At 50.4% G+C, this 12,721-nt stretch carries 15 protein-coding genes, 1 tRNA gene and 1 other RNA gene; 2 read left to right on the top strand and 15 right to left on the bottom strand.

The features are described 5' to 3' along the window. Positions 1-10: 10 nt before the first annotated feature. From rsmH to GEOB_RS03795, 12 genes are all read right to left on the bottom strand, one after another. A complete protein-coding gene (rsmH, locus tag GEOB_RS03845; protein WP_012645863.1) occupies positions 11-949 on the bottom strand; it encodes a 16S rRNA (cytosine(1402)-N(4))-methyltransferase RsmH in 939 nt (312 codons plus the stop codon). Continuing rightward, complete coding sequence (mraZ, locus tag GEOB_RS03840) at positions 950-1,432, bottom strand: division/cell wall cluster transcriptional repressor MraZ (protein ID WP_012645862.1); 483 nt, start codon at positions 1,430-1,432, stop codon at positions 950-952. Between the two features lie 551 nt (positions 1,433-1,983). Beyond that, positions 1,984-2,319 carry a hypothetical protein gene (locus GEOB_RS03835; protein WP_012645861.1) on the bottom strand — a complete coding sequence of 112 codons (336 nt, stop codon included), beginning with the start codon at positions 2,317-2,319 and terminating at the stop codon, positions 1,984-1,986. An 18-nt stretch (positions 2,320-2,337) separates the two neighbouring features. Further along, positions 2,338-2,937, bottom strand: coding sequence for a hypothetical protein (locus GEOB_RS03830; protein ID WP_012645860.1), 600 nt, complete (start codon positions 2,935-2,937; stop codon positions 2,338-2,340). A gap of 33 nt (positions 2,938-2,970) precedes the next feature. Beyond that, an RNA gene (gene rnpB / locus GEOB_RS19590) (RNase P RNA component class A) lies at positions 2,971-3,345 on the bottom strand. A gap of 22 nt (positions 3,346-3,367) precedes the next feature. Further along, positions 3,368-4,087, bottom strand: a complete 720-nt coding sequence (locus GEOB_RS03825; RefSeq protein ID WP_012645859.1) for a zinc ribbon domain-containing protein — start codon at positions 4,085-4,087, stop codon at positions 3,368-3,370. Between the two features lie 44 nt (positions 4,088-4,131). Then, a complete protein-coding gene (locus GEOB_RS03820; protein WP_012645858.1) occupies positions 4,132-5,250 on the bottom strand; it encodes a Nif3-like dinuclear metal center hexameric protein in 1,119 nt (372 codons plus the stop codon). A gap of 119 nt (positions 5,251-5,369) precedes the next feature. Then, positions 5,370-5,446, bottom strand: a tRNA-Ile gene (locus GEOB_RS03815). 83 nt (positions 5,447-5,529) lie between these two features. Continuing rightward, positions 5,530-6,657: a THUMP domain-containing class I SAM-dependent RNA methyltransferase gene (locus GEOB_RS03810; RefSeq protein WP_012645857.1), complete on the bottom strand. Its 1,128-nt coding sequence runs from the start codon at positions 6,655-6,657 to the stop codon at positions 5,530-5,532. A gap of 143 nt (positions 6,658-6,800) precedes the next feature. After that, entirely contained in the window at positions 6,801-7,121 is a 321-nt protein-coding gene (locus GEOB_RS03805; protein ID WP_012645856.1) for a hypothetical protein, read from the bottom strand. Beyond that, a complete protein-coding gene (locus GEOB_RS03800; RefSeq protein ID WP_012645855.1) occupies positions 7,122-7,877 on the bottom strand; it encodes a c(7)-type cytochrome triheme domain-containing protein in 756 nt (251 codons plus the stop codon). It abuts the gene before it with no gap. After that, complete coding sequence (locus tag GEOB_RS03795) at positions 7,874-8,671, bottom strand: c(7)-type cytochrome triheme domain-containing protein (RefSeq protein WP_012645854.1); 798 nt, start codon at positions 8,669-8,671, stop codon at positions 7,874-7,876. Before GEOB_RS03795 ends, GEOB_RS03800 begins: the two co-directional genes overlap by 4 nt. A gap of 200 nt (positions 8,672-8,871) precedes the next feature. Between GEOB_RS03795 and sucC the strand changes: the two genes are divergently transcribed. Next, positions 8,872-10,044: an ADP-forming succinate--CoA ligase subunit beta gene (gene sucC, locus GEOB_RS03790; RefSeq protein WP_012645853.1), complete on the top strand. Its 1,173-nt coding sequence runs from the start codon at positions 8,872-8,874 to the stop codon at positions 10,042-10,044. A gap of 32 nt (positions 10,045-10,076) precedes the next feature. Further along, positions 10,077-10,973, top strand: coding sequence for a succinate--CoA ligase subunit alpha (gene sucD / locus GEOB_RS03785; protein WP_012645852.1), 897 nt, complete (start codon positions 10,077-10,079; stop codon positions 10,971-10,973). Positions 10,974-11,023: 50 nt separating this feature from the next. Here sucD and GEOB_RS03780 read toward each other — a convergent pair whose 3' ends face one another. Genes GEOB_RS03780 through GEOB_RS03770 form a run of 3 tightly spaced genes read right to left on the bottom strand, consistent with a single transcriptional unit; the run spans position 11,024 to position 12,721 of the window. Further along, complete coding sequence (locus GEOB_RS03780) at positions 11,024-11,560, bottom strand: DUF4337 domain-containing protein (RefSeq protein WP_012645851.1); 537 nt, start codon at positions 11,558-11,560, stop codon at positions 11,024-11,026. A gap of 28 nt (positions 11,561-11,588) precedes the next feature. Continuing rightward, positions 11,589-11,990: a YybH family protein gene (locus tag GEOB_RS03775; RefSeq protein ID WP_012645850.1), complete on the bottom strand. Its 402-nt coding sequence runs from the start codon at positions 11,988-11,990 to the stop codon at positions 11,589-11,591. After that, complete coding sequence (locus tag GEOB_RS03770) at positions 11,987-12,721, bottom strand: outer membrane protein assembly factor BamD (RefSeq protein WP_012645849.1); 735 nt, start codon at positions 12,719-12,721, stop codon at positions 11,987-11,989. The genes GEOB_RS03775 and GEOB_RS03770 overlap by 4 nt, the downstream gene beginning before the upstream one ends.

Below are 12,721 nucleotides of genomic sequence, written 5' to 3'. Positions count from 1 at the left end.
TCCTGATTTTCTAAATCTTTTCGACGGCCCTGAGTCTGGCGCTTCGCGAGCGGGGATTCGAAGAAACTTCCACTTCATTTGCAACTACCGGCTTGCCGGTCAGGACCTTCACCTGTGGCAAATTGCCGCATACGCAACGAGGGATCTCCCGCGGGCATTTGCAACCTTGAGCAAGGGATCGGAAGGTTGTTTTGGCAATGCGATCTTCCAATGAATGGAACGATATCACCACTCCCCTTCCCCCTTTTTTCAAAAGTCTGACCCCACCTGACAGGCCTTTTTCCAGACTGGCAAGTTCGTCATTAACGGCAATGCGAAGCGCCTGAAAGGTCCGCGTTGCCGGATGAAGGCGCACTTCCCAGGCACCCTTGGGTACGGCGGCTTTAATCACGTCTACCAACTGTAAAGTGGTAGCTATGGGAGTCTCTTCACGCCTTTTGATTATGAAAGCTGCGATTCGTTTTGCCCATCGCTCTTCCCCGTATTCACGTATCACACGGCACAAATCTTCTTCAGATAGTGTATTGACCAGTTCCGCAGCCGTGGTCTCGGCACTCAGGTCCATACGCATGTCCAGCGGAGCGTCATGCTGAAAACTGAATCCCCGCTCGACTGTATCCAGCTGGTGAGACGAAACCCCCACATCCAGGAGAAAACCGTCAATCGCCTCTATCCCAATCTCTGCCAGCGCTTCTTCCAGAAAGGCAAAATTTCTTTTTACAAGAACCACCCTTTTGCCGAATGGTGCCAATCGTTCACCGGCAGACGCCAATGCCTGCCCATCCTGATCGAATCCGATGAGCAACCCATCGGGCGCGGAGGCTTCAAGTATCAGGCGGGCGTGCCCTGCCCCGCCAAGGGTACCGTCCACATATATCCCACCTGGTCGTGGTGCCAGATAGGCAATAACCTCTGCAGGGAGAACAGACACATGTTTAAAATCAGCCACCTAAAGCCCCAACTCAGCCAATACCGGCGAATCGATCGGGAAGTTCTCGATATCCTGCCTGAATACCTTCTCCCATTCGGCCTGGCTCCAGATCTCAGCTTTGTTCAACATGCCGACAAAGAGTATTTCCCGCTCCAGACAAGCGCTCTTGCGCAAGTGAGGGGGGACGAGGATCCGCCCCAGCTTGTCGGCAACACATTCAACGGCTGGCGCGACTATCCTTCTTTTCACGGATGCAAGTTCTGCAGAGGATAGCCCGAGACCGGTACCCACCTTTAGTTTTTCTTCCAGGGCAAGCCATTCGTTATAGGGATAGATGACGAGACCGGAGCTGTAGCCTCCGTCTCCCAGCCTGACCGGATTTGAGTTCGTCATGAAAAAGCGCTCATCACCGAACGAATCGACGAGCACCTCCCGGAATTTGGCAGGCAGACTGGTTCGCCCTTTAGCATCAATGCTTGTCTCGAAATTCCCTCTAAACATGTTCACCCTGGCACTTTTTACCACGCCTTACCACTTTTTACCACTTTACGGAGAAACTATACTAGCGGTCAAGATGGTTGTCAAGGCAAATTTAGGATGATTTTTTTCTATTTTTTCCGTTTTTTTAGGCAGTTAAGATCAGACGAAAAGGAAACATAAGAAAGCTCTTATTTTCCCGATCCTTGACAGGATTTTTGTCGCTGGAACTGCTGAACGAGATGCCGGTCCGGAGTTAAATGAAAGTGGGCTCGGGGATTTTGACCGGCACAGGTAGTAACAAGTGTCCCGTGCGGTTAGTCTCTGTAAAAATTTTGAGGGATTTTGGTTCCCGGCAAGGCGTGGCGACGCAGGCTTAGCAGGGCCTAAGTCGAGGAGCCGCAACACAGCCGGGGGCCAAAAGACTCGAAATTATCAGGAAAGAATTAGCCGCACGTGACACAAGCAGGAACACTGCAAGAAAAAACAATACAGGTGGGAACTACTCTGATAATGAATACTTCAAGGAATGCAAGACAGGCGGCATGACCACCATCGGCGCGGACAAGCCTTCTTTATTTTTCTTTTTTTCGGTCCATCAGCGATACGACCTTGGCTCCCCCTTTTTTCTCAGGATCTTTTCTTTCGGACTCTTCATTGCCATGGCGGGTGTCCGGTTCCGGTAAAATTACCTTTTCCAGCAGAACGGGGGTCCCCCCCATGGTAAAAGGTGCGCCATTTATCTGGCTTTCGTCCAGAATCCAGGTATAGATCTGTACCGGTATGGTCAGAACAAGCAACTTTACCTTCCACCATCCGGGCTTGGCATCGGGAGAAATGTCTTCCAGACGTGCATAAAATCCCGGCTTGTTGTCTATATGAACAAGGACCAGGTCGTTTACAGATGTCATAAAAAATCCTCCATGATATCACACTGCGTCATTGAAGCTCATAACCGATTTGCGCATTCTTTGATCAGGGAAGATTTGCTGCAGTTCCTGATATAGAAGCCGCAGTTCACGTTCCATCGAATAGAAAGAATCTTTATCCTGCCCGGTAAAATTGTCTTCCAGCAACTCGCAGACAAAGGTAATGCAGTTGAATGGTCGATATTCAGGTGACATGAGACAACTGTCGAGATTAAGGAAGAGGCAGCCATTGCCGCTAAAATTCGGCGTAAAAACGTCCTTTCCCGTCATCAGATACGCAGCCAGATCCACGGCAGAGAGGTGGTACTTGCCGCACCGGCAACATTTTCCACCACAGGCTGCGCAGATTGATGCGCCGGCAGATTTTTCCACAACAGCATGCATTGCCGATTTCAGGTCCAGCAGTTCCCGGATTGCAGATTTAGCCTGGGCAGTCACCGTAGCTGGCAGATTCTCCACTGTCCTGGTAATCTGCACCACTCCCTGCCGCCACAGCTCATAGTCGGTCATGGTATTGTCAGCATCTTCAGCGCATGCCGCCTCTTCCTGCAATGAGAACTCTCCATAAAGAAAATGGTCATTCGCACAACCCATGACCATTGACCGTTACCCCTGATGTTAAGCTGAATATTTGGCCGAAGCAGCCCATAAGCCGGGTTCTGTTCCTGCAACAGGTTTCCCTGAAGCAGGCGGCGGCCATTCATCTAGGACCGTCGTTACCGACGGCCTCAAGCAACCAACCCGGAAGCACGGACGGGCCGTCCTTGACGCTTCCCTATTTGGTCTTGCTCCTGACGGGGTTTACCTGGCATCCGACGTCACCGCCGGATCCGGTGAGCTCTTACCTCACCCTTTCACCCTTACCTGTCTTCGCACGCTTCCGACAGGCGGACTTCTCTCTGTGGCACTTTCCCTGGGGTTGCCCCCGCTGGACGTTATCCAGCGTCATGCCCTGTGGAGCCCGGACTTTCCTCCCCCCTTGCGGGCGGCGACCACCTGGTCTGCTTCGGCCAAAATCAAACTGCGTTTATTAGTTGTTATTCGGTTCCTGATGAAGAAGTAAAACTCTCTGGCAGTGGGGACAGGTAATGATTTCCTCGCCGCGAAACAGCAGGTTGTATACCTGGGGAGGCAGGTTCATATTGCAGCCAAGACAGCAACCATCCTTGGCTTCAACGACAGCAATCCCCTTACGTTGATCTCTCAGTTTTTGGTACCGCTTCACCATGGAAGCAGGGAGGCTTTTTACCGTTGCGTCTTTTGCTGCTATGCCGATGGCAATATCCGATTCCAGCTTATCCACCTTTGACTGCACCTCGCCCTGCTGTGCAGATATATTTGCTTCCAACGATTTGAGATTCTCCTCTTTCTCTGCTATCTGTGCCTGCAATTCTTCGAGTTGAGCAGTTTTCTGCAAAATCTGCTCTTCCAGTTCGGAAGTGAGCTTTTTGGCGCTGGAGATTTCCTTGGAAACTGCTTGATATTCCTTCTGGGTTTTTATTTCCTTTAAACGCGCTTCAGACCTGACAATATTTTCGGCTTCCGTAGCCAGATTCTCTTCCAGACTCTTCTTAGCTGTCTCCAACTCTTCAGCTTGACCGTTTTTCTCATCGATTGCATTGCGAGCAATGGTAACATTGTCTTCCAGAGCGGCTATTTCCCCAAGGAGGGCATCTTTCTCTCCATGCAGTACATCAATTTTAAGATCAATCCCCTGCAACTCTCCCAACAATTTCAAATTCTTCCGCAAAATCTGCCTCCCCATTACCTTTTATTTTCTAACACCAGAAGAGATCAAGCAAATGTAAATGGATCCGTCTCCCCTTTGTAAGCAACAACTTCAGACCCGTAGCCTTTTATTCTCAATGCATCACTTATTCGCTCGGTTATGCCGTCAACCATGAGGACTTCCGTAGCAAAATGACCGGCATCTATCAGGCCCAAGCCCAGAGCTTCGGCCTCTCGGGCCTCATGGTACTTTATATCGCCGGTAACCAGCACATCCGCCCCCTGGCGCAACGCAGCCTTGAATAAGAATGCTCCGCTTCCGCCACAAACGGCAACCTTTTTCACCTGGCGTCCGGAATCCCCCACATAGCGGATGCCGGCAGCTGCCAACTTATGCTTCACCATGGCGGCAAAGTCCCCCAATGAAACAGTCTCTTCAAGAACGCCGATCCGGCCCAGTCCACGGGTTTTACCCCTGTTGAGGAGAGGGTAAAGATCATAGGCAGGCTCTTCGTAAGGGTGTGCAGACACCATTGCGCTCACGGCCGCAGGTATATTCTCTTTGCTGACAAGCACCTCAATTCGGGTCTCTTCAGCCTGTTCACGGGTTCCGATACGGCCGAGAAAAGGCTGAGCGCCTTCCAGTGGAGTAAATGTCCCCATCCCGTGGGCACGAAAAGTACAGTCACGGTAATTGCCGAGGCTGACACCAAACTTGAACAGAGAATCAAGCACCTGCGTCTCGTGGTCCCGGGGCACGAAAACGCTCAGTTTAACCAATTCCTCTGCTCCTGCGACCTTCAGCGGTTCGCAACAAGTCATTTCAAGACGCATGGCCAGCAGGTCATTCAGACCGCCTTGGGCAATATCGTAATTTGTATGCAAAGAGATGATCGACAGGTTGTTTTTCAGGGAAAGTGAGACAATAGAGCCGGTGGGGTCATTAAGGGCAATCTTCTTGATGGGTGCGAAAAACAAGGGGTGGTGGGTAAGCAGAAGCTGGCTATGGGCAGCCACCGCAGCATCTACTGCTCCTCGGCTTGGATCAAGGGCCACCATGATTTTCTCTACTGTCGAAGCAGGGTCTCCCGTCTGAAGTCCTACATTATCCCAATCCTCAGCATAACTGAAGGGGGCAATTTTATTAATGATTCCAACTATGTCTGAAACTCGTGGAGTTTTCATCGCTCTCAAAAGAAAAAGAGTGCAACCTTTTGGTGTGCACTCTTTTTCTTTACATATTGATTATGCCTTCTTCTGACTAGGTGCTTTAAGGGCATCCCCACATCATCCTATTTTTTAGATGGTGGGCCCACCAGGACTCGAACCTGGGACCGACCGGTTATGAGCCGGTAGCTCTAGCCAACTGAGCTATAGGCCCGCAAAGCGAAGATTAATAATATGATACAGCTGAAACGGTGTCAAGAATTTTTTGGTTTTCCTCCAACAAGTTACATATTTTCCTCAATAGAGTTCATATTTTAAAAGCCTGCATTCAATCGGGCCATTGAATAGAACCACCCGCCTCGAAGCTTTTAACCCAACATATTTAGCCAGTTCCAGATTGCCCGTGAATAGATGCGCCACATATCCTTTGCAGCGTTGCTTCATGGTATCGCCAATCTCCTTGTACAAAACCTTCAGCTCCTCCTCCTCGCCAAGCCTCTGCCCATATGGAGGATTAAACAAAATTACCCCCGGACCGGATGGAGGAGCAAGAGACCTTATGTCAGTGTTCTGGAACTGGATCATGTCTCCCACGTCGGCTCTGATGGCATTACTGCAGGCAACCGCAATAGCCTTGGCTGAAATATCGCTGCCTATTATCGGCGCTGAAATCTTTTCCTCGACCACCTGCCGCGCCCCCCGCACCAGCTCCTTCCATTTATGCTGTTCGAATCCCGGCCAGCGCTGAAAGCCGAATCCTTCCCTCAGGAGCCCCGGCGCACACCGGCTCGCTTTTAAAGCAGCCTCAATGGGAATGGTTCCAGAGCCGCACATGGGATCAACCAGGATAGTATTTCCATCCCAGCCACTCAGTTCCAGAAGCCCGGCAGCCAGAGTCTCCCGTAGGGGCGCCACTGTTCTCTCCAACCTGTAACCACGCCTGTCCAGAGGGTCACCGGAAGTATCCAGACTCACTGTGCAGTGATTACGGAAGAGGTGAATATTCACCCGCAGGTCCGGGTTTTTCACATCCACATCAGGACGGCTTCCGCAATGATCGCGAATCTCATCGACTATTGCATCCTTAGCCTTGAGGGCCACAAAGCCGGAATGGGTCAACGTGGAATCTCGCAGGTTGCAGTCAACGGCGATGGTCATTCTCGGGTTGAGGAAATTGTTCCAGGATACCGCCCGCACTCCGTCATACAGGCTCTGTGGAGAATCGCAGACAAACTCGGCGACAACCATCAATACCCTGTTTGCAGTTCTCAGCCAGAGGTTCGCCCGGTAACAGTCAGACATTTCCCCGGAGAAACCTACCCCCCCGGTCTGCACGTGTATGCCCTTTATCCCCAGGGTCTTCAGTTCGTCGCCAAGGGCTTCTTCCAAACCTTTGGCAGTAGTGGCAAAAAAGCGTTGTTCCATTATGCTATAGCTCCTGCTCAGACAGGTAAGGCCGGCCGTATGGCAAGCCTTTCACCCAATACCATTACCTTAAAAGCAGCCATAAAGAAAGGGGGATAATTTTCATCCCCCTTCGCATTGCCCCTATTTTCATTCCGGGCAGGTTATTTCGCATCCCTCCCTTTGGCTTCAAGTACGTAGACAAAGAGATCTCTGCACATCTTAAGGCGCTTACCGTAGACTTTTCGTGGACTTTCTTCAAGGCCATCGATTATCGGCTGCAACTTCTCACAGCCTGCAATCAGCTCCTTCAACTCCTGGGATGACAGAGTCATGGCTACATCCGTTTTGGCGCATAGCCCCATGAGCTTCTCTTTCCATGCCTCTTCTCCAAAAGCAGCCGTAGTCAGACCGCCATTCAAATCAGCTGTAATTGAGAGGAACATAAGAAAGATTATCAAAAGACCTGCTGATATTTTAGCCATTTAACCTTCCCTCATTCCGGGGTGACATCTTCTGCAGTCGTCCATGGGGAATGCCACAGTGAGGTGGCATACGCCGCAGAATTCACCTCTTAGGATGTAAGACATGGAAAAAAATTTGGTTGTTTTCTTCTTGATGTTGAATATTTCCGGATGGCAGCTATCGCAATCAAGCCAAGCGGTGTGGGCCTTGTGGGGAAATATGGATGGCGGAATAATGCTCATTTCCGAATCAAGAACCAGCATCTTGTCGAACGAAATATCCTGGGATTTGGTCTTGACGTACTTGGCAGGAGAGAGGGTACCCTGTGAGAGGGACTCCACCCAGTTTATGCCATCGCCATATGAAGTACGGGCAAAGGGGAACTTGGAGAAGACATCGAACTTCCCCTGCGCATAGGCAATGTTGCCATTGTGGCACTTATCGCAGTTGCCGTTATGCCTGAAAGCGATCTTTCCGTTATGGCAGGCGCCGCAGTATTTACCTTTCCTGTTGGCAAGTTCGGTGATCTCCGTAGTGTTGGTTTTCATGTTGAAGCCAAGTTCGGAGTGGCAGACCCGGCACGTATACTTGAGCCTGTGTTGCCAATGGGAGAAACTCACCGATTTGACGTTGTTCGCTACGGATGCACGGTTGATGAGGATATTGCCATATTCCTCGGCAGGGGGAAGTTGCGGCAGATTGAAGAATGCCGCCTCTACTGCCGAAATCCACAGCCCCAGCAACAAAATAATTAACAACCCGATGAAATTTTTCATACGGGCTTGGCGTGACATCGCTGGCAATCTGTCTGGGGAAAAGCTACCGTATCGTGACAGACTCCACAATACTTGCCCTGAAACAAATCGACCATCGTGTATTTATCGGCACCCTTCTTCATGCCGATGAAAATCTCCGGATGGCAGACCTCACAACCATTCCAGATGGTGTGTTTTTTGTGTGAAAAAATAATATCTGGTATACCTTCTATTTTTGAACCTAAGGCAAAGTCCTTTTGTGTGGCAAGGGGTGCTTTTTTGATGGATACCCCCTCGATAAAATCCACTGGTTTTATCAATCCCAGCTGTTCCGCCTGTTCCCAGTTTATTCCATTTCCGTAGCGTTCCTTTGGCATTTTTTCGGCAAACTTCTCAAACTCTGCTTCCTTTTTCATGTTCGAGCCGGTCTGGTGGCATCGTTCACAGGTTTTAACCTCTTCTTTTGAAAACTCCTTTGAGCAGGCCTTGAAAACGACCCTCTCGCCATAGACCATCTTGCCGTTATGACATGTGCCACAAAAGTAACCGCGCATGTTGTCAGCGGCTTTCAGCTGGGTTTCCCCCGCCTTCATGGAGAAGCCTACATCCATATGACAAAGTCGGCAGGTGAACTTACTCCTGTGTATCCAGTGGTCGAATTGCACTGATTTCAGCCCTACCTTCTCGGAGTAGTTGTTCATCACCACTTTTCCGTATTCATAGGGAGGTTGCCTCTTCTTCTTCACCCCTACCTGGGCAAAAGCTAGCCCCGCCATGGCAACGAACAGTAATGTGACAATGAAAACCTTTTTCATGGTGCGCCCCCCGTACCGCCTTCAATAGTAGGGATAAATAATAGTAGACTAATAATGCAGTGTCAATGATGAATAATAACAGCTTTTAAATAAAATTGAATAATTGAATAAATATGCGAAATATGCAAAATGTCCGGTTCAGCCTTGCAATCAGCAGGATTTATGATAATCGTAAAGTCAATTGATTCAAAGGGGTGTCTGTGAACATACATGAATATCAGGCAAAGGAGATTCTAGGTTCCTTTGGCATTGCCGTGCCGCGTGGACGGGTTGCACTGACGTCCGACCAGGTGGAACGTGCTGCCAAGGAGATGGGAGGGAGATGTATCGTCAAGGCGCAGATCTATGCCGGAGGCAGGGGTAAAGCCGGTGGCGTCAAATTGGTCCACCATCCCGAACAGGCACAGGAACTGGCAAAGGATCTCTTCGGCAGAAAGCTGGTTACACCTCAGACCGGCCCTCAGGGTTTGAAAGTGCGTAGGATCCTCGTCGAAGAAGCCGTGGAAATCGCCCGCGAATTCTATCTTTCCATAACCCTTGATCGGGAAACCTCCCGATATTGTCTGATCGCTTCCGCCGAAGGAGGGGTCGAAATCGAAGAAGTTGCACAAAAATCACCGGAAAAGATACATATCCTCACCATTGACCCCTTCACCGGGCTGCGTCCTTACCAGGCGAGAAAAATAGCCCTTGCCTTGGGGCTCAAGGGCAGTATCTGCGAAGATTGCGTAGACCTCATCCTCAATCTCTACCGATGCTGCACTGAAAGAGACTGCTTTCTTGTAGAGATTAATCCTCTGGTCATTACCAAGGCCGGATGGCTGATGGCCATGGATGCAAAGGTCAATTTCGATGACAATTCGATGTTTCGCCACCGGGAATATCCCGACATGCAGGACTACTCCCAGCTTGACCCGTTGGAAATTACCGCCGGCAAATTCGATCTTTCATACATAAAATTGCAGGGGAACATAGGTTGCATGGTCAACGGCGCAGGGTTGGCCATGGCCACGCTGGATGTACTCAAGGAGTCGGGTGGCGAACCAGCCAACTTTCTCGATGTGGGGGGCGGCGCAACCAGGGAGAAGGTCACTGAGGCCTTCAAAATCATCCTTCAGGACGCAGACGTCAAAGGAGTGTTTGTCAATATCTTCGGCGGCATCATGCGCTGCGACATTATCGCCCAGGGAATCATCGAGGCCGCATCGGAAGTACACTGCGCGTTACCGATAGTGGTCAGAATGGATGGCAGCAAGGTGGAAGAGGGTAAAAAGCTCCTGATGCAGTCAGGACTCAATGTACAGATCGGCAATAATCTGGGGGATGGTGCAACCCGCATTGTTCAGATGCTGCAGGCAGGGCGCCCCAATTGACATACATGCTGCGCTAATGGTGGAGATAAACAATGTCAATCCTTTTGAATAAAGACTCAAAAATACTGGTCCAGGGGATAACGGGACGCAGCGGGCTGTTTCATACCCAGCAGTGCCGTGATTACGGCAGCAGGATCGTCGCTGGAGTCACTCCCGGTAAGGGAGGAATTCACATCGAAGGGATCCCGGTTTTCAATACCGTTGAAGAGGCGGTGCATTACACCCAGGCCAACGTCTCGATGATTTTCGTCCCGCCTCCGGCAGCGGCAGATGCAATTCTGGAAGCGGCCGATGCGGGGATGGATCTTGCCGTCTGCATCACCGAAGGAATACCGGTACGGGACATGGTCTTGGCCCGGCGGGTGCTGGAAAGCAAAAAAATGCGGCTGGTCGGCCCCAATTGTCCAGGGGTTATTACTCCAGATGAATGCAAGGTCGGTATCATGCCCGGGCACATCCACAAAAAAGGAAAAATCGGCGTTGTTTCCAGAAGCGGCACCCTGACCTATGAGGCGGTAAAGCAACTGACCGACGTGGGGCTCGGCCAGTCCACCTGTGTCGGAATCGGCGGAGACCCGATCATCGGCATGAAATTCATAGATGTCCTTCAACTGTTCAATGAAGATCCGGCTACCGATGGTGTTTTCATGATCGGCGAAATCGGCGGAGGCGCCGAAGAAGAAGCAGCTGAATGGATCAAAGAAAACATGAAGAAACCGGTGGCGGCATTCATTGCCGGCATAACCGCCCCACCTGGAAAACGGATGGGGCATGCAGGGGCCATCATCACCGGTGGCAAGGGGAGAGCGGAAGACAAGATTCAGGTTTTACGGGAATGCGGCGTCACTGTTTCCACCAGTCCGACTCAAATGGGGGAGACTATGCAGGCCGTCATGGGGGTAGGGAACGCCAAGGGGAAAAAAGCGTGAACAGAAAGCAGGCACCCGCCGCTACCGAAGCCTGTTTCAAACAGTGGCGATCAGATGTAGAGAAAAAAACCGTTGATGAAGTAGGCGATGCCGACAACTCCCACAGCTGATCCTATCAACCAGACATACTTCTTTTTCATCAAAGCGGCGACGGAAGAAAGCAGGATGGCAATCTGCAGGAATATCACGGCGAGCCCGAATGCCTGGGAATGTTTCTGTGCGTCATCACGGATTTTTTCAAACCGCTTTGCATCTTTCTGGATAGCAGTTTTTTCTTCCTCGTATTTGGCAATTTTTTTCGTGTAAGTCTCTATCTTCTGCCCATAGTCAGCGGCAAGGGTCAGGGGCATCCTGCCACTGTCAGCCTTAAGTTCCAGTTCCAGCTTTTCCTTCTGCATCTCATACAGGTATCCCTTGATGCTCTTCGACTGGTAAAAGGCCCATTGATCTGATGCCTGGGTCTGGCTCATCACCGAGCGGGTGGAAAACGCTCCGCCTTTAAAGGTGGAAAGTGTGGCGCAGACCGCCAGTATAATGGTGGTCAAGGCCAGGTAATTAAGCCACGGCTCCTTTTTGTCTTCTGCCACGACTACCTCCCAATCATGGTTAATATTGTTACAGCCCGCCGACGATCAGCCAGCCTTTCCCTTCCTTACGAAGGTGTAGAGACTCTTTACCTACCAGCTCCAACACTTGTCCCTTTCTGCCGATTTTCAAGCAATAAGTGCCGGATACAGTTGCGAGTTTGCCGTTCACTTCAATCGTGTAGCCGTCAGAACGGTAATCGACCTGCTCGAATGAGGCGAAGTTTGAGGCAAGCTCCCTTTTCTTGGTGGCAAGGTCCTGCCCTTGATCCTGATAGTGGGGAGAAATCAGGGAAAGATAAACATTGATATCTTTATTGCGAAATGCCTGCTGGCGTTGATTCATGACCGTCTGTATCGCCTGGCGGTCATCGTCTCCACCTGTGCAGCCGAAAAACAGCAGCACGGCCCAAAATATGAAAAGTGGTCTCAATAGTACTTTTCCATTACCTGCCTAGCCTCCTCCAGGTACCTACTGGATACATACTGTTTGGCAAGTCTGTTGAAAGCCTCCTTCCCCTTAGCCTTGTCACCGGACAGGAAATAGGCTTTGCCGATGTAAAACAGGACTTGGTCGGAATTCTCCACCTTCGGATACTTGGCAAGTGTTTCTTCAAGCCGCTTGATCGCTGCCTGGTATTTGCCTGATCGAAGGTAAAAGTGACCGACGTAGACCTCGTATTCAACCTGCTTGCCAATGCATTCATCGAGCTTCGCTTTTGCTTCAGGGACATATTCCGCCTTGGGGTAAAGTTTGATGAAGGAATCGAGGAATTTTACTGCATTCTTCACGGGGGTCTGGTCGGTATCGATACCGGTTATCTGGTTGTAGTAGCACAGCGCCAAGCGGTAGTATGCATAAGCGGCCTGATCATGATTGGGGTGAAGCTTGCGAAAATCATCATAGGCTGCGGCAGCCTCAATGTAGCTGCGATTCTCAAAATAAGCGTCGGCTATTTTAAGTTCGGCCATAGTGGTCAGCTCCGGCGAAGAGAAGCTTTCCTTCACCTTTTTCCACTCGGCAATGGCATCCTCATAGCGGCGAGAGGCATAGAAATCCTCTCCTTCCTTGAAATAGGTATCAGCCGTTTTTACCGTCTCGGAAGTACCGGCGCAACCTGTAATAAAAAGAACCAGACCGACAAGGAATTTTTTCATATTCAT

This window comes from Geotalea daltonii FRC-32 (genome assembly GCF_000022265.1).
Lineage (GTDB): Bacteria > Desulfobacterota > Desulfuromonadia > Geobacterales > Geobacteraceae > Geotalea > Geotalea daltonii.
This window is presented reverse-complemented; position numbering and strand designations above follow the sequence as displayed.